A 22,727-nucleotide genomic window follows, 5' to 3' on the forward strand; every position below is an offset into this window, starting at 1 on the left:
TCGATCGCGGAGAATGCAATGAAAAACGAAGAGATTAGAAAAGCGCCCCGCGGCGGCGAAATCAAGATTGCCGGCGTCTCTAAATCGTACGGTAACCACCAAGTACTGTTTGACGTCAACATGGAGATCTCGCGAGGGGAAATTGTGTGCCTCATCGGTCCCTCAGGTTCAGGAAAGAGCACGCTCCTGCGCTGCATAAATCACCTGGAAGATATCCAAAGTGGCCGGGTCATGGTCGATGACGATCTGATCGGCTACAGGGTCAGGAGTGGAGTGCTGCATGAGTTGCGCGATAACGAGGCAGCAAAAAAGCGCATCGATATCGGCATGGTGTTTCAACACTTTAACCTCTTCCCGCACATGTCGGCGCTGGATAACATTTGCCTGGCACCCGTCATTGTCAAAAAGGAGAAAAAGGCCGAGGTTCGTCGACGTGCTGCCGAACTGCTTGCAAAAGTCGGTCTTTCCGGGAAGGAGGACTATTTCCCTTCACAGCTTTCCGGCGGGCAGCAACAGCGTGTGGCGATCGCACGTGCCCTCGCAATGCGTCCGAAAGTCATGCTTTTCGACGAGCCGACGAGTGCGTTGGATCCTGAACTTGTTGGTGAAGTTCTCGCAGTAATCAGAGACATCGCGCGAAGCGGCACCATGACGATGGTTATCGTGACGCACGAGATCGGCTTTGCCCGAGAGGTGGCAGACCGCGTCGTATTCATGGATCAAGGCCGGATCGTCGAGCAAGGGCCGGCGCGAGACCTCCTTACATCGCCCAAGGAAGAGCGTACGCGTGACTTCTTAAGAGCTGTTGTCTGAGGAGAACGAATGTGTTTGTCAAAATTGCTTCTGAGGGAGCGATAAGTCTTCTCGAGAAAGATGACTATAAGAAGCTGTCGGTGAGGGTGGCTGTCGGAACGCCGTTGTCATCAGTCGATGCGACCCTGGAGGCCGCAGACGCTGGTAAGCTCCTGTCACAGCCGGCGGGTCATGCTGCTCTTTCCGTAAAATGGTTGCGGGCGCTACAAGACGACGAGGCGGGTCGCCAAGCGTTCGACGCAATGGTTGAACACGCGGCCCAAAAGGGCTGGGTTATCGAGGGCGGTTCGATGTTGATGGCTCACCTTCACCGTGCCGATGATGATGCAACTCTTTCCTGAGTCAAATCGGCACGTTGATGTCGTAATCGTTGGCCTTGGCTTATCCGGATTGTCCGCGTTGCGCATGATGTCCGCAGCTGGAGTTTCCACCCTTGGTATCGACGCGCGAGATCGGATCGGCGGCAAAACGGAAACCATTAAAAGCGAGGAGGGGCGATCGTTCGAGGGTGGACCAGAGTTTGTTAAACCCGGACATGAACGGATGAGGTCGCTCATAAGAGAGTTCGGGCTTGGGTTACTGACGGTCGAGAGACGCGGCCATAGGTCGATATTCCGGAACGGTATCAGATGGACCGAACATCATGACTATATTGACCCGGGATTACTCCGCCTGAAGAGGCGATTTGACCAGCTAAAGGCCGATTTCAAAAAGGGAGTAGTGGAAAAAGGGCTTGAGGAGTGCAGCGTTGGCACATGGCTCGGCATGCAAGACGTGGATGCGTTACAGCAAACCCGTTTTGCCCATGACCTCGTGTTCGAGCTTTCCGGCACTGACCCATTCGCAGTCTCGATGGCCGCAACGGTAAGTTATCACGCCGCGGCCGGCCAATCGCACGATCAATCCAGTGAAAGGATAGTGGGCGGCGGAAGCGCTGTCGCGGCGAAGCTTGCAGCCGGTCTTGATCCAAACTCGATCACGCTCAATACCATGATCCATGCGGTCAATCGGCACCAGAAAGGTGTCGAATTGCAGACGACGCGCGGTACCGTAACCGCCTCATTTGCGGTGCTCGCGGTAAGCCCCACGGTATTGAACCGCATGTCATTTTCGCCGGCGCTTCCCGAACGGCGCCACCGGCTTATCTCCGGGTGGACCCAGCAGGCGGCGACAAAGTCATTCGTTGTGTTTGAACGGCAGTGGTGGAAGAGCATTGGTCTGAGTGGCTTTGCCGAGGGGGAAATGGGGAATACCATTGTCATGAATGCAAGCAGACCTGGCGAACGGGAGGGAACTCTCCTGCTCTTTGAGAATGGCGTCGCTGGTGGCCCCCGGATTTCCCAACATGAGACCAAGGCTCGCGCCTTGAAGGATCTTGAGAGGTATTTTGGATACTTGCCTTGTCCTGTTATCGATTTTGCCACGAAATCGTGGGGCTCGGATCCATTGTCGAGTGGGTGCGGATCGCCTCTCCCGCCTCGATATCCGGTAAATAGCCGCTCTGAACTGGCAAAGCCAATTGAAAACATTTTCTTTGCGGGGACGGAAGTCGCCGAGCAGGGTTGGGGTTCAATGGAGGGGGCGGTGCGGGCCGGTGAGGCGGCCGCCGATCGAATCCTCTCGATTATCAAAAACTAGGTCAACGGATCCCGTCCGTCCGTCACAATCCCAGATGATTTCACAACAGCAAGCATAACCCTACTCTCGTTTGACGCTAACAGGCATTTGCCCAAGCGCCTTAGTCATAACGGGAGGAAAGTCGTGGACTTTGAAACCAGAATTCTGGCCGGAGGAAAGTGGATGGATGCCCGCGGAGGCTCCACCTTTGTATCCATTTCACCGGCCGATGAGAAAGATCTCGCGCAGGTAGCCAGCGGGACCAAGGAGGATATCGACACGGCGGTTCTGGCTGCGTCGGAAGCTCTCGTGGGACCATGGTCGAAAACAAGCGGTTGGGAGAGAGCGCGGCTCCTTTATCGCCTCGCGGAGCTGGTTGAACGTGACACCGAAATTCTGGCACACCTTGAGGCCGTGGAAATCGGGCGGCCAATAAGCGAGCCGAGAAATGTCGATATACCATCTGCCGTCGCTTGCCTTCGCACCTATGCAGCATTCGCGGAAAGAGTGAATGGCAAACAAATCCCAGGGCCGGATCATTTCGGGCGGCAGCTTACGACTGTTGTTGTTCGAGAGCCGATCGGGGTTGTTGCCGCCATCCTTCCCTGGAATGCTCCAACCATGATCGCAACATGGAAACTGGGGCCGATTCTGGCTACCGGCTGTACATGTGTCTTGAAGCCCGCCGAAGACGCCTCGTTGGCGGTGCTCCACCTTGGGAGACTGGTCCTCGAAGCCGGTTACCCGGATGGTGTCGTTAACATCGTTCCCGGCAGAGGGGATCAAGTCGGGCAGCATCTTGTAACCCATCCACGGGTGGACAAGGTCAGCTTTACGGGAAGCCCGCAGGTTGGCTCCCAGATCGCGATCTGGTGCGCTCCGCTGTTTCGCCCCACCACCTTGGAGCTAGGTGGAAAAAGCGCTCAGATCGTTATGTCCGATGCCGACATCGAAGGTGCCGTTCCTGGAATTGCCCTTGGCGTGTTCTCGAACCAGGGCCAAATATGTGCTGCCGGCTCCCGTATTCTTGTCCACAGATCAATTCAGGACCGGGTGGCAGAACTGCTGGCGCACGAAGCCAGGAGTCGGAAGCTTGGTGATCCGCTCGACCCGAGCACGACTATGGGATCTCTCGTCAGCAGGAAGCAGCTTGACTCGGTAATGCGCTATATCGCGCTCGGGAAGTCCGAGGGAGCGAGGGTCCTGGCTGGCGGCGAAAAGCTCGAGCGCCCAGGCTTTTTTGTCCAGCCCACGGTTTTCGACAACGTATCGAACGATGCCACGATCGCGCGTGAAGAGATTTTCGGCCCGGTCGCAACAATTATCCCCTTCGACACGCCAGAGGAAGCACTTCTGCTGGCCAATAGCTCGGACTACGGGCTTTCAGCGAATGTTTGGACCGGAAACGTCAAACATGCGCATCAACTCGCCCACGGACTGAAGGTTGGTACCGTCTGGGTAAACGGGGGCGGAACTCCAGATCCTCGGACAGGCTGGGGAGGCGGGGGGAAGAGTGGAGTAGGAAGGGAACTGGGCGAAGCTGGCATTCTCTCCCATACCACGGAAAAAACCCTGAATTTCTTTTACTAATCGGGATCTGCAGCGAGGATTTGGCGGTCCGGTCACAATGGATTGGGATGTAAAGCCGCCAACTCCTTCTTTAGTGGTTTTCATAAGATCAACTTTAGGCTGATGGCATCTAAAATGAACTCACTTTCCAAACCCGACTCCATTCAATCGGAACAGCCAGTCGTAGAAACGTCTACTGCGGATGCCGTTGTAGCAGCTTTGGCCGCCAACGGCGCCGACATTGTCTTTGGCCTGCCAGGCCTTCAGAGCGATCCGCTTTTTGACGCGCTTTATCGCTCCACCACCGGTATCCGCGTCATTCATCCAAGGCACGAGCAGACCTGCGGTTACATGGCTCTCGGCGCGACGATTTCCACAGGAAGACCACATGTGAGTTCGGTTGTTCCAGGCCCCGGTGTCGCAAACTCGTCGGCGGCAATGCTGACTGCCGAAGCGATGTGCGCGCCGGTGCTGACGATTGGAAGCCAGATTCCTCATGCAGATATCGATAAAGGACATGGTCACCTCCACGAGATGCGCGACCAGATCGGTTTTGCAAGCCATGTTAATAAATTCGCGCGCCAGATCACGTCACCTGCCGAAGGACCAAGGGCAGTTAACGATGCATTCGCCGCAATGCGTTCGGGAAAAGCCGGACCTGCTTACATCGAATGCGGCTTCGATGTGTGGGCCAAGCGCGGCGATGTGAAAATGGAGCCGGTCGCTGATCGGATACCCCAGGAGATCGACCTGCATCAGGTCCGGGCAGCTGCTGCCATCGCTCTGCGGTCGCGTCATCCGATGATCGTGGTCGGCGGCGGTGCATTGGACGCGTCGGGCGAGGTAACCCGGTTGGCAGAGTTGCTCGGTGCTCCTGTCTTGTCCTATCGACGCGGACGCGGCGTGATCCCAACAGATCATCCATTGGCGATCAATATGCCAATTGGGCATCGCATGTGGCCGAAGGTAGACGTCGTTATCGGCATCGGGACGCGGCTGTTCGTCCAGGAAAAGCAGTGGGGCTTGGATGAAAATATCAGGGTAATTCGTATCGACACGGATCCCGCGGCTCCGGGGCGGTTCAAAGAGCCGGCGGTTTCGATGGTGGGCGACGCGAAGTCTTACACCGCGGCGCTGGTTGCGGCGCTTGAGACTGATGATATGGAAAAAGCGGATTGGTCGAACGACCTCTTCGAGCATAGAGCCTGGTTCGAGGAGAAGTACAGAAGGCTTGAGCCGCAAAAATCGTACCTTGAAGCGATTCGTAGAGCTCTTCCGGACGATGGCATATTTGTCGACGAAGTGACCCAAATGGGGTTCGCCAGCCGACTGGCTTTTCCGGTCTATTCTCCGCGAACATTTCTGTCGGCCGGGTTTCAGGACAATCTCGGATGGGGCTATGGGACTGCTCTTGGCGCTCAGGCGGCAAATCCGGGCAGGCCCGTGCTATCCATCGCTGGGGATGGGGGATTCCTGTACCAGGTCGGAGAACTCGCGACCGCCGTTCACCACAAGTTACCCGTCGTGGCGGTTGTATTTGACAATTCGATGTTCGGAAACGTCAAGCGCATCCAGCGCGACATGTTTGGCGGCCGGCACATCGCGTGCGATCTGACGAGTCCCGATTTCGTTCAGCTGGCTGACTCGTTCGGCATGGCAGGATTTCTTGCTCAGTCACCCGAGGAGCTGGAAGCTCGGATCAAGGCCGCCTTTTCGTCCGGGGATCCTGCGTTGATCCACGTTCCTTGCGGAGAGGTACCAAGCATTTGGGACATGATCCTGATGCCCCGGATACGGGGCTGAAGAACCGTTTGTTTCGGCAGGTCGATCCGGTTCTGCAACGCCGAAATCGCGTTGGGACTTCGATCTTCCGATAGTCGGTGTGGACCAACGTTGGTGAGCGAATGAAACAGTGTTCGCTTTCCTGAGCACCAGACCCCCAGGCTTCCCAGTTCTCAACGCCTATTCCTAGTGGAGTTCCGAAATGTCACTTTTCCAGGCCCTTAAGCCATCCGCGCCCGACCCGGTCTTTCAGCTATCCACAAAATTTAGAGCTGACCCCAGACCCCGGAAACTCGATCTGGGCGTCGGGGTGTTCAAAGACATAAATGGAAAAACACCCGTTCTGAAAGCGGTCCGTGAGGCCCAATCAGTTGTCTTGCAAGGTGAAACCAGCAAGGCCTATGAAGGCCTGAGTGGTTATGCGCCACTCAATGAGGAGTGCATGAGGCTGGTGTTCGGACCCAGTCTGGAAACCCAGCGTTTCGCCGCTCTGCAAACTCCCGGCGGGGCGGCTGCGGTGAGACTGCTCGCAGAACTGATCAAGCTCGCGAAACCGGATACAACAGTCTGGATCAGTGAAGAGACATGGGCGCCTCATTTCACGATCGTTTCTGCCGCCGGTCTCAGGTGGAAAACCTACAGACACTATGACCGTACAAATGGCTTGGCGGACTTCGAAAGTCTCGAAAGCGACTTGAAAGGCGCAAAATCAGGGGACGTGGTTTTGCTTCACGGTTGCTGCCAAAATCCGACAGGCGCGGACCTAAGTGAAAAAGAATGGCACGATTTGGCGGATATTCTGCTGGAGCGCAATCTGGTTCCGCTCCTCGATATCGCTTACCAGGGGTTCGGCGCAGGCCTCAACGAAGATGCAATCGCAGTTCGAATCCTGGCGAAGAAACTCCCTGAGCTCCTTCTTGCCTACTCGTTTTCAAAGAACTTTGGCGTATATCGTGATCGGGTCGGTTGCGCGGTGGTGATGAGCGAAGGCGCGGCCGCAACGCGTCTAGCGGTTGACAGCCTCGTGCTTGTGGCTCGAGGCATGTATTCCATGCCACCGCATCACGGCGCAGCAGTTGTTGCTGAGATCCTCAGGGATGCGCCATTGAAAGCTATATGGGAACAGGAGCTTGAAATGATGAGGACCCAGGTAAAGGAGACGCGACGTTCATTTTCCGAGGAACTCCGGAGCCGATTGGGCGACGGTCGATTTGACTTCATCCAAGGGCAGAACGGTATGTTTTCGCTTCTGCCGTTATCGAAAGGTGTCGTTGAACATCTGCAGGAAAAACACGCAATCTACATGCCGGATAATGGAAGGATTAACCTGGCTGGTATGTCAGGACCGGCTATTCACCAGGTGGCAGATGCCTTAATCGATTCTATCCGGAACTGATCGCCCACTTAGGATGTGGCGGCTGGCGCGCTTTCGGTTCGCGCCTGCCGCCACGATATCAGCCGGCGCTTGGTGATGGGCAATCGTGCCGACAACGGGAAAGATCCGCTCGCCGCCAAATGGAGAGCCCGAAAAACGTTCCTCTTGCCCGCCGCGGTATTGGCCGGTTTGCTCCCATCACGTTCAAGATAATTGCTGTTCAGGAGAAATCGCGGCGCTCACTGTCTGACAGGCATCGAATTGCTACGACTGACAAAGTTCTAAGTTCACTGAATTATTCAGCCCGGTGGAGCGTAACAGCGTAACCACTGAGAACTCCTCTAGCACAACAAAACAGACCGACACAGATATTGAAACATACCAGCGTTCGCTGGTCAGCCGCCCCCTTCAGGGAAGTTACAAAAGGATACGCATTAACTCATTTTGGCTCGAGATCGACAGCTTTGTGTAAGCGCGGCGTCTGAAGGTCAGGACGGTGTTTACACTCACGTTGAGGGTCAGCGCGATTGCTTCGGAACTTAACCCTACTGCGATTAGTCCACACACCTCCCGTTCCCGGGCCGTCAATTCCGGGCAATATATGCCAATCGAAAGTTTGTAACGCTCGGCGGCTTCGACTCCGCTCCTTGGGCTGGGGCGAACGAGGTCGTGTTTGATGAGAAGGGACGCCAACACCTCGGCCCAGGGAACGATCTCGTTCATAGCGTCGGCAGAAAAGGGTCCCGCTCTTTCCGTCCTGTGGAAGCTCAACTTGATTATTCCCCGTTCGTGCCACTTTAGAAGCGAGACCCGGTGTTTGACCCCTGTAGAAGTGAAGCAATCGTGCCGGTAGCGCTCATCCGGGACTTGATCCTCCGACATGAAAATCAAATAAACATTGTCGCGCTTAAACTTTTCGAAAAGAAAAAGATTGGTGGGATCGTTGCACCAGTGCGTCGCGACGTAAGGCCCGCTCACTCGACGAACCGGGTTGTGCTCATCGACTGAAGACATGCAAACAACCACTGGCGGTTCGTCGATCTGAAATGAAAAGCCGGTTACATGATCGCAATCGAGAGCTTGTTTTGCGACTTGGGCAACGAGGCCTTCGAATGACGGAAGTCCGCAGGCGTCCACCAACTTGGGCAGAAACGCGTGCACTGATCGAGGCGCGGCTCGCCCGTCGAACTCCGCCACCTGGATGGGAAAGCGCGGCGCGCGCACTCCAGGCTCATATGGTAGCGATTTTTCAATCATCTCGATACGATAGCTCCAATTATTTCATTCGCCTATCACAATTAAGGGTGATTGCATCCGCTTCAATCTGCTATTAGCGCGCAGAAAATGCACCGAGCGATAGATAAAGGTTCCTTGCCCCAAGCTCGTTTTTTAGATTACAAAGTACAAAAATCCGCCAGACCGCAGCTGGACATACGAAACCCCACGCTAGCACAGGCAAATCGTCTTTGCACTTGTTTAGGATACTCTGGTGCCGCACAGACTTTGCTCATGTGTGTTTTTCTGCTTTCGGGTCACTGCCGGTTGACTTGAAATCAACCTGGCTAACGTATTTGAAATTAGCCGATCCGTTATCGATTGACTTCCGGAGATGCCTCCTGGAATGCCGCCAGATCCGTCGTCGCCTTGGAGACGGCAGTGATCCGGGAAAGATGCGTGTAACCTACGCCCCACCGGGTGGCGTTATATAGCTGTGGTATCAGAACGCAGTCCGCGACTCCTGGAGTAGAGCCGTAGCAGAAGCGGCCGAGAAAGTTCGGGTGATTGAGAAGTTCCTCGAATGCTTCGAGACCGGCGGAAATATTTTCGCGGTTCCAGGTCGCTCGAGCTTCAGCGCCAGCGATATTTTCGACGCGTTGGAGCACCTTCAGGTTGGAGGTTGGATGCGTCTCGCAAGCGATCGCAAGGGCAAGAGCACGAACATGGGCTCGTCCGCGAGGACAATCGGGCAGCAACGGCGGGTTAGGGTGCATCTCGTCAAGATACTCGATTATCGCCAGTGATTGACTGAGTACGACGCCGTCGATGCTCAAGACAGGAACCAGACCCTGGGGATTGAGCTCTTTGAAGCTTCCGCTGTTCTGTTCACCTTTCACGAGGTCCACGGAAACACGGGTATAGGAGATTCCTTTGAGTGCGAGCGCTATTCGAACTCGATAGGAAGCTGAAGAGCGCCAATAGTCATATAGGACGGTTGTCATGGTTGCGCCGGCAGGATGCGGCCCGCGCAGGGGCCAAAGCCAATCCGATAGCCATCGGCTTGTCCATACGCGTACAGATCGATCACATCGCCATCCAGGATGAAGGTCCGAGCCTCACCGTTTACAATGACCGGCTCATTTCCGCCCCTTGTCATCTCAAGGAGCGCCCCCGTTTGATCCTGTGCCGGACCTGAGATCGTACCAGAGCCCAGGAGATCACCGATACGCATGGGGCAGCCTGAAGCAGTGTGATGTGCAAGCTGTTGAGCGCTTGAATAATACATTTGATTGTAGTTGGTCTGTCCCATTCGCTGACCATTCATCATCCAGCCAATCGTGAGATCATACAATCCAGGTCGCTCTTCCTGAAGGTAAGGAAGCAGCGCATTGGTGCGTTCAGCCCCCATGCTTCGAAATGGCTCGAGCGCTGCCTGTGTCACGATCCACGCTCCGATAGTCGTACCAAGTGCTTTGGATTGGAAGGGCCCGAGCGGTTGATACTCCCAGGCTTGAATATCTCGTGCAGACCAGTCATTCAGCAGAACGTAGCCGAAGATCATGTCATCGGCCTGATCAACGCTGACACGGTCACCCAGGGCGGAAGTGGCTCCGACGATGGCGCCGAGCTCCAGCTCAAGATCGAGGCGGCGACATGCGACCCATTCGGGGCCGTCCTCCCCCTTGACCTGTCCCATAGGACGTCGAATTGGCGTGCCGGACACGACAACTGATGAGGCACGCCCATTGTAGCCGATTGGCATATGCGTCCATTGGGGAGGCAGGGCATTTTCCGGTCCACGGAATAGGACGCCGACATTGAACGCATGGTTTTTTGAGGCATAGAAATCGGTGAATTCAGTGACTCTGATGGGCAGATGCAAAGTTGCGTCGTTCATCGATATCAGGGGAAGCTCCTCCGTTGCTTCTTCTCGAAGCAAGTCAGTCAGTCTTGAGCGAACTTCCCGCCATTTTGCTCGACCCAGCTCGATAAAGTCGTTGAGGTATGGCTTGATGAACGTCCCGTTGGCATTCAACAATCCCCGTTCTTCGCATGCCGCCAGGTCCAGAATTGCATTCCCGATAGCCACACCGCATCGTGGCTTTTGCGCGCCGACGGAAAACACACCGTAGGGGAGGTTTTGTATCGGAAACTCGCAATCCGCTTCATTGGCCGATGCGATCCTGCTTCTCAGCAGCTTTGTCATGCTCTGTGTCCCATCGAAGTCACTGGATATGTCTGTCTGGCAGCAAGGCCCCGCCGATCTGAGAGATCATTTCAGCCCAGGCGTACCATCAAATTTTTTCTCGAGCTTGTTCCACACCTCAATGTACTCCTCCTGCATCGGAGCCTCCTTGGCGGCGAACTCGGTCAGATGTTGAGGGAAACGGGTCTCGAACATGAAGGACATGGTATTTTCGAGCTTTTCCGGCTTGAGTTCCATGTTTGAGGCACCTTCGAAAGCGTTCTTGTCCGGTCCATGCGGAAGCATGCAGTTATGCAGACTGATGCCGCCAGGAGCAAAGCCGTCGGGTTTGGCATCGTAGACGCCATAAATATTTCCCATCAGCTCAGACATTATGTTCTTGTGGTACCATGGGGGCCGGAAGCTATGCTCGGCTACCATCCATCGTTCGCGGAAAAGTACGAAATCGATGTTGGCTGTTCCTTCTTGCCCAGACGGCGCGGTTAGAACGGTAAAAATGGACGGGTCAGGATGATCGAACAAGATCGCTCCTACGGGTGAATAGGTGCGCAGATCATACTTGTATGCGCAGTAGTTACCATGCCATGCCACAACATCCAGAGGGGAGTGTCCGATCCAGGTTTCATGGAATTGGCCGCACCATTTCACGACAACGCGACTTTGCACTTCCCGGTCTTCAAAAGCGGCGACCGGGCATTTGAAATCGCGCGGATTGGCCAGGCAGTTCGCCCCGATCGGCCCCCGGTTCGGTAGGTCAAATTTCTGGCCGTAGTTCTCGCAGACAAACCCTCGGCATGGGCCATCAACAACTTCAACACGATAAACGAGACCTCGCGGAATGATCGCGATTTCCTTCGGCTCTAACTCGATCACACCAAGCTCCGTGCAGAAACGAAGCCGTCCTTCTTGCGGAACAATCAGCATTTCGCTGTCGGCAGAGTAAAAATACTCCTCTTTCATCGAGCGAGTTACGAGATAAACATGACTGGCCATGCCTACCTGAATGTTTACGTCCCCAGCGGTCGTTATGGTCCGCATGCCTGTGACCCAGTTCAGATCCTGATCTGCCGTTGGTAACGGAATTGGATCCCAGCGATATTGGCCCAAACTCATAATGTTCTGCCGGTTCGGATCATGCGGCAGGATGTTTGGCGCTGTTTTCCAATACGGTACGTCGATGGGCTTGAAGCGGCCGGTGTGATGGACCGAAGGTCGTATGCGGTAGCACCAAGTGCGTTCGTTCTGCCCGCGGGGAGCGGTGAATGCGGTGCCCGACAGTTGCTCGGCGTAAAGCCCGTAATTGCATTTCTGTGGCGAATTCTGGCCCTGAGGCAATGCGCCGGGCAGCGCCTCCGTCTCGAAGTCGTTACCGAACCCCGGCATATAGCCCTCGGCAGTGCCTGTTTTGGAGCCGGACCGGATTGTAGTCTCACTCAAATCGCGCATATCCACGGGCACACCCCTAAAACTCGTTGCTCATGCAACGAATAAACGTTGCGCCAGCAACGATGTCAATGCAAAAATACCAGATCGAGCAAGATTGTTGTCTTCGCAACGATTATGTATGCTTCGCACATCACGGGGACGCCAATGACCTTTCAGCTGAACGATTTCCTACCCTACCGTCTTAATGTTGCGGCTGCGCAAGTGAGCCGACGTTTCGCCGCGCTCTATAAAGCCGAAGCCGGCTTGTCGGTACCTGAGTGGCGCGTTCTGGCGCACCTGAATGGATCAGGACCCGTCAGTGTCCGCGATATTGTCGGGAAGGTGAATCTGGAAAAGTCTGTTGTTAGCCGCGCCGCTGATAGCTTGGCGCGGTCGGGTTATCTGATGAAAACCGTTTCGGTCCAGGACCAGAGGCTCGTTGCACTTGAACTCACGCCATCGGGAAAACAACTGATGCAACGCCTTGGGCGCATAGCGGCCGACTTTCAGGCTACGCTCCTGAACGAATTGGGTGCCGATGCAGATTCTTTCAAGCGAGCGCTGACGCTGCTTGGCGAAAGTCCCCAAACGTGAAGGCAAACGACATCCGTTAGAAATCACCGGCCCGAGAACAAGGTCGGCCAACGGACACAGGCCATGTGATCTCTGCCCTTATTGTCGACCCCAACCTGCATCGCCGAACCCATTGCGCAAATAGCCAAGGTCGCAGGATCTGCTCGATGCAGGAGAGCTGAGCCAGTTTTATAATCAACCAAGTGCACCAATCGACTTGCCTAGCTTTCCGCAGAGCCCATTGATCGCTATCCTGAGCGAACAAGGTGGTAGACAGGTTGACCTCAAGCCTGTCTGCTTACGGAAAAGCCAAGGCATACAGCGACGTGAAAATCGATCAACAAACCACTCGGGCGATGAACCGTCGTCTAATCCTCAATCTCATCAGGCGTGAAGAGCAGCTTAGCCGGGCGGATATTGCGGCCGCGACAGGTTTGAGCCCGGCGGCGGTGACCTTCGTCGTCAGTGATCTGATCTCGGAAGGTTATCTCATCGAAGGCAAGACGATACCAGGCGGTGGAGGGCGTAGGCCCATTCCGCTCGAGATCAACTATGCCGGCCATCTCGCCATCGGCATCAAAATGAATGTTGGCAGTCTGGAATGCGTACTTACCGATCTATCCACTGCAACGCTCTCGTCCCTTACTATCGAGTTCAAGGATCCTTCCCCGCAATCGGTTCTGGATGCGGCGGAAAAAGCGGTGACACGATTGCAGCGGCTGGCGCCGGAAGGGGCCGGGCTGCTGACCGGAGTAGGCTTTTCCATGCCGGGCACAATCGATGCGGAGAGGGGAATCTGCATCAAAAGCCATCGCTTTTTCTGGGAAAATGTGCCGTTTGCCAGCATGTTACAGGAGCGTGTGAATGTACCCGTCTGGATGGAGGATGACACGTTGGCCTTCGCGCTGGCGCAGCATCTTTTCGGTCTTGGGCGGCAGCACCGGGTCTTTACGGCGGTGGCCATCGGGGTCGGGATTGGTTGCGCGACGGTGGTGGACGGTAAGGTGCAGCGTGGCGCGCACGGGGATGCGGGCAAGATCGGGCATTCGATGCATATGATTGACGGACCCCTGTGCGAATGCGGGCGCCATGGCTGTCTTCAGGCCTTTTACTCCGAGCCCGCGATCGTCGAACGCTGGCGTAAGGCAATGGGTCTGGACAAGGACCTGGCCGTGAACCGTTACGCGATGAAGGAAGCCGCGTTGCAAGGCGATTCAATTGCCAGGGACATTCTGCAGGAGGCTGGCGAAGGCATTGGCCTTCATCTCGCGCGCATGGTCGCTGTCGTCGATCCGGAAATCATCATTGTCGGCGGTGAAGCGGTGAGTTTCGGCGATCTGCTGTTCAACCCGATGCGAAAGGCGCTTGAGCTCAACTGCTTCACGCCACCGCCTGCACTCGTGCCGGATGAGAGAGATAATTTCTGGAGCAGCGGTGCGGCGGCTCTGGCGACGCAAGGCCTGTTCAATTTCGAGATGACGACGCCTGCCTTTCCCGCATAACAAAGCGGCGAAGGTGCTTGTGACACCTTCGCCGCTCGTTTCGGGGGATTTACACCCCTCTGGGAGAACATTACGGGCTTGAGTTAGCCAATTTCGATGACAAGGCAACCATAGCCTTCGAGTGTATATTCACCGGAAACATCACTTCCTGTCAGCAAGTCCTTACCGGATGCGAGGTTTGTCAGCTTCCGGTCGGTTTCCAACGTGTTGAGAACAAACAGCAGCTTGCGATCCTCTGCCGTGCGCATCACCACTTCCACGCCTTCCGGCAAATCCGCGATAAGCGGTTCGATACCAGCTTTTGCGAGGACGACGTCATCCAATACATCCACCAGATCATCGGTGAGATAGGTTGCGAGATAGATCACCTGTCCCTTGCCGACCTTGCGCCGCGTCGCTGCTGCCCGACCCTTGGCAAAGCGGTTAGACCAAGTGGCGATGGTCTCCACGTCATCATCGAGCGTCAGCAACTCATAGAGATGCTCGGCCTCGATGGTGCGTCCACCGATGTCGATCGTGTATTTGCGGAAGGCCGAGGAGGAGGGGAGGATATGTGGGGGCACGTAATGGCCATCCTCCACGCCCTTCTTCTGGAAGAGACCATCACCATCCCTCGCCGTGATACGACCGAATTCTTCGACGCGAACACCGCAGAGTTTTGCAAGCGCCCCGCCAGGGGCCAGTTCCCGGATGATATGGTTGTTGATGTCGCGCGTACCAGTCATGGCGCCGACGATCAGCGTGCCGCCGGCCTCAACGAAGGCTTCTACATTGGCCGTCCACTCCTGATTCCACATGACCCAATGGGGGATGTAGAGCGCCTTGAGCCGGGAAAGATCGTCTTCAGGATGAATGAAGCCGCATGAAATCCCGCGCTCATAGCAATGGCGATGCAGCAGGGTCGCATCGTCCTGCGGAGAGGGCAGGCCGATCGGATAGGTCTTGTGGGCTTCCTGATTGTCGAAATCCGCACCGGCGATGCCAATATCCATATGGACCGAGGTTCCGAGCAGCTTGTCCTTGATCTTCGCTATATCGCGCGCAAACTGCTTTGCTTCGTCGAAACGGCGGCGGCCGACATCATCATGATCGATCAGGCCCATCCAGTAGATTTCCGCACCGAAATGCGCAGGACGCCAGCGGAAGAACATCAGGCCATCGGCCCCACGCGAAACGGATGACAGTGCCATGCGCCGCATTTCGCCCGGTTCCGGCGTCATGGTGGTAAAGGCCGGCTGGCTGCCCAGGCCCGAGGCCTGTTCCGGCACGATGAAGTTGCCGGTATAGCTGCGGCAGAGATCGAGCTTCAGTGCCTGAGTGGCACCATGTCCGCCGTTGCGTCGGAACTCGTCATAGAGCATCGGATAGATGTCGAAGCCGATGAAGTCGAGGTCTTTTCCGAAGTCACCGCGAAAATCGATATCGGTCAGATTGCCGAGATTGTGGAAGATGAACCAATCCGGGTTCGTCGCCCGCAGGATTTCCACCTGATCGCGCTGGAACGCGGCAGTCGCCGTGGCCAGGAAACGGTGATAATCCTGCACATGGCCGGGGCTCAGATAGGACGGTGCCATCGGGTAGGGCAGCACGACTTGATCGAAATTGTCATAGGAGGTCGCCCAGAAATGGCCACCCCATGCAAAATTCAGCGCGTCTATGCTGTCGTATTTGTGGCGCAGGAAGTTGCGGAAGGCGAGCGTTGCGGAATCTGAGAAGGACTCGGATACGGTGGTGTTCAGTTCATTGTCCGTTTGCCAGCCGATGACATATGGGTTGTCCTTATAATGCTCCGCCATCGCCTTGGTGATGCGGCGGCTGTGATGGCGCAGCACGGGGCTCGTGGTGTCGCCATGCTGGCGCGAGCCGTGACTTGCACGACGGCCCTTGCGGTCGACACGGAGGATTTCGGGATAATTCATACTCAACCAGCGCGGTGGCGTTGCCGTAGGCGTGCAGAGAATGGTGTTGATGCCGGTTTTACCAAGGCCTTCGATGGCGCGGTCGAACAGATCGAAATCGAATTTTCCTTCAAAGGGCTCCCAGATGTGCCAGGCAAATTCGCCCACGCGCACGGCATTGAAGCCCGCTTCCTTCATCCGGTCAGCATCGCGCTGCCAGTAGCTTTCGTCCACATGTTCAGGATAGTGCGGCACACCAAGCAAAAAATCGTCAAGGTTAAGGGTGCGCCAGGCCGATAGCGGCGCAGGTTTCGTCCGTTTCATTGCGGAAACTCCAGTTTACTTTTGGGTCACAGGCTTGGGAGGTGTGAGCGTTTTGCCATCGGGGCCAAACAGGTAGCAGTCATCAAGGGCGAAGCCGACGCGGATGGATGAGCCGACATCGAAGGGCACAACCTTTCCAAGCTGGATCGTGACATTGTGCGTGCCGGTGTCGGAGCCGACAGCCATCAGTGGTGAGGCATCCGCATGGACAATAGTTTCCCGACCCAGATGCTCGACAAGGCGTACCTTCGCGTCGAACGTCATCAGCGAAGGGTCGGCATCCTGTGTTTGCAAACGCTCTGGCCGGACACCCAGCGTTACCGTGTCGCCCGTCTTCACCGAGGCGTCGGCAGTCAGCGGAACGCGGAGTTCTTCAAGTCCAGCAAAGGAAACGGCAGCAGTGCCTTGTTCTGTTCTGATGACCTTGCCTTCGAAGAAGTTCACTCGCGGCGCGCCGAGGAAGCCCGCGACGAAATGGTTTTTCGGGTTGGCGTAGAGCTCCAGCGGTGAGCCGACCTGCTCGATCTCGCCCTTGTTGAGAACGACGATGCGGCTTGCCATGGTCATGGCTTCAACCTGATCGTGAGTCACGTAGATCATCGTTGAGCCGAGCTCGGCATGCAGCGTCGAAAGCTCGACGCGCATCTGGGTGCGAAGGGCAGCGTCGAGGTTCGACAACGGTTCATCGAATAGGAAAACCTCCGGCGAACGGGTAATCGCCCGGCCGATGGCCACACGCTGGCGCTGGCCGCCGGACAATTGCTTTGGCAGCTTGTCCAGTTGCTCATCAATCCGCAGGATTGCGGCGGCGCGTTTGACCGCAGCATCGATCTCTGCTTTCGGGCGCTTTGCCATGCGCAGCCCAAAGCCCATGTTTTCGGCAACGGTCATGTGCGGGTAGAGGGCATAGGACTGGAACACCATGGCGATGCCACGGTCGCCCGGTTCTTCCTTCGTCACATCCCGGCCATTGATTATCAGTTTACCGGAGGAGATCGTCTCCAGACCGGCAATGGTCTTCAGCAGGGTAGATTTGCCACAGCCCGACGGGCCTACCATGACGATGAACTCGCCCTTTTCGATCGTCAGATTGATGTTCTTCAAGGCGTGGAAGCTGGTGTAATGCTTCTGGACGTTGAGGATTTCGACGCTGCTCATGTCAGTCGTATCCTTGCTGATCGGTGAGAGTTGGGTTGTGCGGCTGGCGGAAGCGGTCATCCTTTGACGGCTCCCATGGTCAGGCCGGAAACGAAGTGCTTCTGCATCAGGAAGAACATCACGACAGGGGGCACGGCGACGAAGATCGTTGCCGCCGACACGATGTTCCAGGCAGAGACCCATTCGCCCTTGAGGTTGGAGAGGCCAGCGGTCACGGGCTTGATCGCGTCGCTTTGCGTCAGCACCAGCGCCCAGAAATAATCGTTCCCGATGAAGGTGAAGGTCAGGATGGCGAGCGCCGCCAGTGCAGGCCGCACCAAGGGCACGACGATGTGGACCAGCGTTTGCCAGGGCGACGCACCTTCTGCACGGGCCGCCTGAAACAGCTCATCGGGAAGGGCCGCGATGAAGTTGCGCATGAAGAGTGTCGCAAAGCCGGTCTGGAAGGCGATGTGGAATATCATCAGGGCCCAATAGGTGTCGTAAAGCCCGGCCCACACCATCAGATCCCGGATCGGGATCATCATCACCTGTTGCGGTAGAAAGTTGCCGCCGACGAACAGCGTGAACAGCACCATCGAGCCGCGGAAACGGTAGCGTGACAGCACGTATCCGGTCAGCGTCGAGAAGATCAGGACCATGATCACCGAGGGAATGGTGATAATCATGCTGTTGGCGAAGTAGCGCAGCATCTTGGTCTGCTGGAACACGGCCACATAATTGTCTGTCAGGCTGAACTTGGTTGGCCAACCCCAGTAATTGCCTGCCATCACATCGTCGAATGACCGGAAGGACGTCATGATGACGGCAAAGAGTGGTAGAAGCCACAGCGCAAGAATGACGCATACCATCGTCATATAGGCAATGCGGGCCACGGTTTTGTTTTCGGGGATAGGACGTGGATACATCAGATCACGCTCCCTTCTCGGCCTTGACGAGGCCGCGCAGATACCAGGCGATGAAGATGGACATGATGAGGAACAGAACGGTCGCAATCGCCGCGCCATAGCCAAAGCGGTAGGAGAAGATCGACTGTTCGTACATCTGGTAGGCAAGCACGGTGGAGGAGCCGAATGGACCACCGGCAGTCATGACCGAAATCGCATCGAAGGAGCGTAGCGCGCCGACCACGGTAATGGCGACGGCGATGAAAGCCACCTGCGTCAGCTGCGGCAATACGATGTGTCGCAACATGGGCCAGCCCCGCGCGCCATCGACCCGCCCAGCCCCGATCATCTCCTCGTCGAGATTGTTGAGGCCAGCCAGGAACAGCACCATGCAGAAGGCCACCTGGGGCCAAAGTGCTGCGATGACGACGGCGAAGGTCACGAGGTTTTCGTCCGAAAGCAGCGCCGGTGCCGTGGCCCCAAAGGCCTGATAGATGATGGCCAGCAAGCCGAAGGTCGGGTCGTAGAACCAGCCGAAGATGACGCCCACCGTAACCGCCGCCAGCACCAGTGGCATGAAGAAGAGCGATTTGACGATGCGCATTCCGGCGATCTTCTGGTTGACCAGAAGCGCAATCGCGAGCCCCAGGGGTGGCGCCAGCAGGAACATCACCAGCCAGATCGCATTGTTTTTCAGGGAGATATAAAACTGCGGATCATCGATCAGTTCGGCATAGTTCGCCAGGCCCACCCATGTTTTGGCGCCCATGCCATCCCATTCGTGAAAGGAAATCCAGAACGTCTCGATCGATGATGCGATGATGACGACCAGAAAAAGGATAAGACCCGGCGCGAGAAGAAGCGCAGGCGTCAGCCAGTTGCGATGGCGGCGCCACCAGATAGACATGAGACCATCCTGTCGGTGAGGAGGGGAGGCAACAACGCCTCCCATTTGGTGTTCAGGCAGAGCTTAGCCGTGGATGCGTTGGCGCGTGCGCTCGATCTGCGTGAGGATTTGCTCACGGCGATCCGGCTTGACCATGAATTCCTGGAAGCCCTTGAGGCCTGCAAGTGCAAGGTCCGGGTCGCTGTCACGGTCGTAATATTGCGCCGTGCCCTTGACCTTCTTCATCTCCTCGACCGCCATTTTCAGGATCGGGTCGTCGCCGATTGCGCAGTCGCTGCGAGCAGGCACGTTGCCTTCCGGGGACAAATAGGCGCTCAGATTTTCCGGCTTGTAGAAGAAGGCGAGGAATTCGCGGGCCAGTTCCCTGTTCTTGGAACCGGAAGGCAGATGGATCGAATCCACCGAGAAATCCTCGAACTGCTCGACGCCCGCCTTGATGGTCGGGAAGGGCGCGAAGCGCACATGCTGAAGGTCTTCCGGCGGGAAGGCATATTTGATGAAGTTGCCGAGATCCATCATCGCCGCCTTCTTCTGGACCAGAGAAGCAGCTGCCGGATCCCAGGCAAATGAAGTGCCGTTTGGCGTGAAGAAATCGGCCTTGATCAGCTGTTCCCACTTGTCGAACACGTCTTTCAGGGATGGGTCGGTGTATTTCACCTTGCCTGCCATCAGGTCCATGTGGTGCTGAAGACCATTGATGCGCAGGTTCATATGGTCGAACCATCCGCCGCAAGGCCACTGGTCCTTCGTGCCCATGCTCATGGGAATGATGCCAGCCTTCCTGGACTGTTCGGCCAGCGTGAAGAAGTCATCGAATGTCTTTGGAACGCTCAGGCCGAACTGGTCGAACGTATCCTGACGATAGAACAAACCCCAGAGAATGCCGCCGGTCGGCAGGCCATATTGCTTGCCATCAACGGTGACGGAGCCGAGCGTCGCGCCGAGAACATCGGCATATTTTTCGCGCTGAACCAGATCGGAGATGTCCTCGAACAGACCCTTGTCCACGAAGCTGCGCATGCGGCTGCCCGAAAACCAGAAGCAGACATCCGGCGGGCTCGCCACGAGATAGTTGCGAATGGCCGTCTTGTGCGCCTCGTGATCCATATTGTTGACGGTCACGGTGACACCATTGGAATCACCAAACGCCTTGGCAATGCTCTCCAACGCCTTGCGCTGATCCGCGTTGCCACGGTTTGAAATGATGGTTAGTTGTTTGCTCTGCGCAATGGCAGGTGCAGAGAGCGCGGCGGAAGCAATGGCTGCGCCTGTGCCCTGAAGAAAGCGACGACGAGACGTCGGCAGAAATTGTAGTTTTGATCTCATATCGGATTTCCTCCCGTCAATGACAGCCGGTAAAAAATCAAAGAACGCCTCGTCGGTCAATAATTAATTTAATAAATAAAATAATTGGTGACGGATCGAAGAAATGCTGGCGGGAGGCATCATCGAGCTAAGTTTATAACCATCTTCAGAAACTCAGTATCTCTACAGCCAACCCGATCTGGCACGTTAATCGAGAGACAGATATGGGTCTAAGCAGCGACGGAGCAGAAATGTTCATCGACATGGACAACGCCGATAGCGATCTATTGAGGTTAAGAGGCCCAGGACCCGACCGGGCCGGGCCGAAAATATTTCAACCGCTCTGCGGGGGAAACACACGGGTTCCGGCGTATAAGCTGCAAGAGCCGAGAAAAGCGAGCAGTGCACATGCGGGCACGAGAATTGGCGCCATGGCAGGAGATGGAGTTTAGATGGGTCGCGCTCGTATTCTTGATCAAGCGGAGTCTGGGGAGGGGCATGGTCAAACCCCGGGCCTATAATGAGACTTCTGATGGGGAGCTTCTGTACTGGTCTGCGCAGGGAGACCGGAGAGCTTTCGACGAAATTGTCATGCGTCACGGTTCGTTTGCCCTGAGTGTGGCAAGCCGTTTGACCCTAAATATTCGTGATGCTGAGGACGTCGCCCAGGATGCGATGGTCAAGCTATGGCATCAGGCCAGTCGTTTTGATCCAGAACGCGCCCGCTTGAGAACATGGCTCTACCAGATCGTCGTCAATCTCTCTATCGACCGGCGCCGTCGCAGAGAAGCGGTATCACTTCCTGATAACTTCGACGCTGTCGATCCTGGTGCATTGGCGGATGAGATATTGGCAAAAGCCGAGCGCGATGCTGCCGTTGCTGCGGCTCTCCGTGCGCTGCCTCCTCGTCAGCAGGCCGCGATGATGCTCGTCTACGAAAAAGGGGTTTCCGGCGCGGAGGCGGGGCGCATTCTTGGATTGTCAGCCAAGGCGATAGAGCGTCTGCTTGCACGCGCGAGAACCACTTTGCGTGAATGGTTGCTGGCAGAGCATGATAAATAGGGAGAATAGACATGTTGTCGATCGAACGTTTTACGTCACTCGCGCGAAGTTACGGTGCGAATTTTGATCTGTGGCCCATCGAGGTACGGGGCGATGCTCTGGCTCTGCTGGAAGTCTCGAAAGAGGCTCGAGCTGTTCTTGCAGAGGAATGCAAACTTGATGATGCGATCAGTGCTGCGCCCTGGCATCGGGAAACCTCCTTGTGGCCAGCTGACGAGCGCAACGCTGCCTTGTTGCGCTTGAGAACGAACGTCGCTGCGCGCATAGCGGTTAAGCGACCTGGACTTTACCTTCTGCCCGGACGTTTTTTTGCGTATGTTCGCGGACTGTGGCCGGATCTGAATTGGGTCGGGTTTGCCTCTAGCGGTGGAATCGCGGTGGTTGCAGGTCTTTTCATTGGAATGCATTTTCCGGGTGTACCCGCCTCCAACGATCTGGTCTCAACCCTTCAGGTCGCGTCAATCCCTATTTTCATGGAATGAGCAGGAACATGGTTCACGAACAGGCAGGCAGACAAAAATGGATGCGAATTATCCTCGGCGTATCGCTCGCGTTGAATTTGTTCCTTGTCGCTTTTTGGGGAGGGCAGATGCTGCGTTCACAACCACCTGTTCCGAGTGGTGATGATCCTCTGGCCCGCATACTGGCTGTTGCGGAAGCAAACCTCCCTCCTTCAGACGCCAAAATTTTCCGAGAGACTCTCCTCAAGGAAAAACCGCGATACGCGCAAACAGTCGAGAAACTTATCCAGGCTCGGCAAGAAATGTTGAAGCAGGTCTCGGCGGATCCATTTGATCCAGCCGCAACCCTCACGGCACTTAACGCAACGCAGACTGCGTGGACGGAATTCATGGATGCAATTGGGCGTCCATTGGTTGATGCGGTGGGTGTAGTTTCCCCCGAAGGCAGGCGCAGGGTGGTTGCCGATCAAAAGGCAAAGGGGATAATGCGCGTGCCGTAACGGGTAGTGGTCGAGCGCGAGACCAAGCCGATATCCGGTCTTTTCCTTCGGAAGTGCGCTCCGCGAACGTGTCGAGGAATCCTGGTTCGAGGCATTCCACGTTCCCCGCTATCTGGCTCGCTGTGAACTCTATCAGGTGAAACAA

Annotated in this window: 20 protein-coding genes; 11 read left to right on the forward strand and 9 right to left on the reverse strand. The window is 56.1% G+C overall.

The features are described 5' to 3' along the window. The first annotated feature begins 18 nt into the window (after positions 1-18). The 6 genes from AGR2A_RS28640 to AGR2A_RS28665 all read left to right on the forward strand — a co-directional run bounded on the left by AGR2A_RS28640 (position 19) and on the right by AGR2A_RS28665 (position 7,177). A complete protein-coding gene (locus AGR2A_RS28640; RefSeq protein WP_052820779.1) occupies positions 19-813 on the forward strand; it encodes an amino acid ABC transporter ATP-binding protein in 795 nt (264 codons plus the stop codon). An 11-nt stretch (positions 814-824) separates the two neighbouring features. Beyond that, entirely contained in the window at positions 825-1,154 is a 330-nt protein-coding gene (locus AGR2A_RS28645; RefSeq protein WP_052820733.1) for a hypothetical protein, read from the forward strand. After that, positions 1,138-2,451, forward strand: coding sequence for a flavin monoamine oxidase family protein (locus AGR2A_RS28650; RefSeq protein WP_052820734.1), 1,314 nt, complete (start codon positions 1,138-1,140; stop codon positions 2,449-2,451). Before AGR2A_RS28645 ends, AGR2A_RS28650 begins: the two co-directional genes overlap by 17 nt. A 123-nt stretch (positions 2,452-2,574) precedes the next feature. Further along, positions 2,575-4,020 (forward strand): aldehyde dehydrogenase family protein, encoded by a 1,446-nt coding sequence (locus tag AGR2A_RS28655; RefSeq protein WP_197283348.1) that lies wholly within the window; start codon positions 2,575-2,577, stop codon positions 4,018-4,020. Positions 4,021-4,134: 114 nt separating this feature from the next. Continuing rightward, a complete protein-coding gene (locus AGR2A_RS28660) occupies positions 4,135-5,802 on the forward strand; it encodes a thiamine pyrophosphate-dependent enzyme (RefSeq protein ID WP_052820780.1) in 1,668 nt (555 codons plus the stop codon). A gap of 181 nt (positions 5,803-5,983) precedes the next feature. Then, positions 5,984-7,177 carry an aromatic amino acid transaminase gene (locus AGR2A_RS28665; protein ID WP_052820736.1) on the forward strand — a complete coding sequence of 398 codons (1,194 nt, stop codon included), beginning with the start codon at positions 5,984-5,986 and terminating at the stop codon, positions 7,175-7,177. Between the two features lie 396 nt (positions 7,178-7,573). Here AGR2A_RS28665 and AGR2A_RS28670 read toward each other — a convergent pair whose 3' ends face one another. The 4 genes from AGR2A_RS28670 to hmgA form a co-directional block, all read right to left on the reverse strand. Beyond that, positions 7,574-8,413: a helix-turn-helix transcriptional regulator gene (locus AGR2A_RS28670; protein WP_052820737.1), complete on the reverse strand. Its 840-nt coding sequence runs from the start codon at positions 8,411-8,413 to the stop codon at positions 7,574-7,576. A gap of 332 nt (positions 8,414-8,745) precedes the next feature. Next, positions 8,746-9,375 (reverse strand): maleylacetoacetate isomerase, encoded by a 630-nt coding sequence (gene maiA, locus AGR2A_RS28675; RefSeq protein ID WP_080823930.1) that lies wholly within the window; start codon positions 9,373-9,375, stop codon positions 8,746-8,748. Next, on the reverse strand, positions 9,372-10,580 hold the full coding sequence (gene fahA / locus AGR2A_RS28680) for a fumarylacetoacetase (protein ID WP_052820739.1): 1,209 nt from the start codon (positions 10,578-10,580) through the stop codon (positions 9,372-9,374). The genes maiA and fahA overlap by 4 nt, the downstream gene beginning before the upstream one ends. A 66-nt stretch (positions 10,581-10,646) precedes the next feature. Then, positions 10,647-12,026, reverse strand: coding sequence for a homogentisate 1,2-dioxygenase (gene hmgA / locus AGR2A_RS28685; RefSeq protein WP_052820740.1), 1,380 nt, complete (start codon positions 12,024-12,026; stop codon positions 10,647-10,649). A gap of 144 nt (positions 12,027-12,170) precedes the next feature. Here hmgA and AGR2A_RS28690 point away from each other — a divergent pair, with 144 nt between their 5' ends. Together AGR2A_RS28690 and AGR2A_RS28695 are read left to right on the forward strand one after the other, a co-directional pair. Continuing rightward, positions 12,171-12,599: a MarR family winged helix-turn-helix transcriptional regulator gene (locus AGR2A_RS28690; RefSeq protein ID WP_052820781.1), complete on the forward strand. Its 429-nt coding sequence runs from the start codon at positions 12,171-12,173 to the stop codon at positions 12,597-12,599. Between the two features lie 335 nt (positions 12,600-12,934). Continuing rightward, the gene (locus tag AGR2A_RS28695; RefSeq protein WP_052820741.1) at positions 12,935-14,080 is read left to right on the forward strand and encodes an ROK family transcriptional regulator; all 1,146 of its coding nucleotides are present in this window, start codon (positions 12,935-12,937) and stop codon (positions 14,078-14,080) included. Between the two features lie 83 nt (positions 14,081-14,163). Here AGR2A_RS28695 and AGR2A_RS28700 read toward each other — a convergent pair whose 3' ends face one another. The 5 genes from AGR2A_RS28700 to AGR2A_RS28720 form a co-directional block, all read right to left on the reverse strand. After that, complete coding sequence (locus AGR2A_RS28700) at positions 14,164-16,302, reverse strand: beta-galactosidase (protein WP_052820742.1); 2,139 nt, start codon at positions 16,300-16,302, stop codon at positions 14,164-14,166. A 15-nt stretch (positions 16,303-16,317) separates the two neighbouring features. Further along, positions 16,318-17,460, reverse strand: coding sequence for an ABC transporter ATP-binding protein (locus AGR2A_RS28705; protein WP_052820782.1), 1,143 nt, complete (start codon positions 17,458-17,460; stop codon positions 16,318-16,320). 56 nt (positions 17,461-17,516) lie between these two features. Next, a complete protein-coding gene (locus AGR2A_RS28710) occupies positions 17,517-18,368 on the reverse strand; it encodes a carbohydrate ABC transporter permease (RefSeq protein WP_052820743.1) in 852 nt (283 codons plus the stop codon). Between the two features lie 4 nt (positions 18,369-18,372). Continuing rightward, positions 18,373-19,254, reverse strand: coding sequence for a carbohydrate ABC transporter permease (locus AGR2A_RS28715; RefSeq protein ID WP_052820744.1), 882 nt, complete (start codon positions 19,252-19,254; stop codon positions 18,373-18,375). A 63-nt stretch (positions 19,255-19,317) separates the two neighbouring features. Further along, entirely contained in the window at positions 19,318-20,580 is a 1,263-nt protein-coding gene (locus AGR2A_RS28720) for an ABC transporter substrate-binding protein (RefSeq protein ID WP_052820745.1), read from the reverse strand. A 477-nt stretch (positions 20,581-21,057) separates the two neighbouring features. Between AGR2A_RS28720 and AGR2A_RS28725 the strand changes: the two genes are divergently transcribed. From AGR2A_RS28725 to AGR2A_RS28735, 3 genes are read left to right on the forward strand one after another with little or no spacing between them, the layout of a single operon-like run. Next, complete coding sequence (locus AGR2A_RS28725) at positions 21,058-21,621, forward strand: sigma-70 family RNA polymerase sigma factor (protein ID WP_234823805.1); 564 nt, start codon at positions 21,058-21,060, stop codon at positions 21,619-21,621. A gap of 11 nt (positions 21,622-21,632) precedes the next feature. Then, a complete protein-coding gene (locus tag AGR2A_RS28730) occupies positions 21,633-22,103 on the forward strand; it encodes a hypothetical protein (RefSeq protein WP_052820746.1) in 471 nt (156 codons plus the stop codon). Between the two features lie 8 nt (positions 22,104-22,111). Then, positions 22,112-22,582: a periplasmic heavy metal sensor gene (locus tag AGR2A_RS28735; protein ID WP_003501907.1), complete on the forward strand. Its 471-nt coding sequence runs from the start codon at positions 22,112-22,114 to the stop codon at positions 22,580-22,582. The last annotated feature ends 145 nt before the right edge of the window (positions 22,583-22,727 follow it).

This window comes from Agrobacterium genomosp. 2 str. CFBP 5494 (assembly GCF_900013495.1).
GTDB lineage: Bacteria > Pseudomonadota > Alphaproteobacteria > Rhizobiales > Rhizobiaceae > Agrobacterium > Agrobacterium pusense.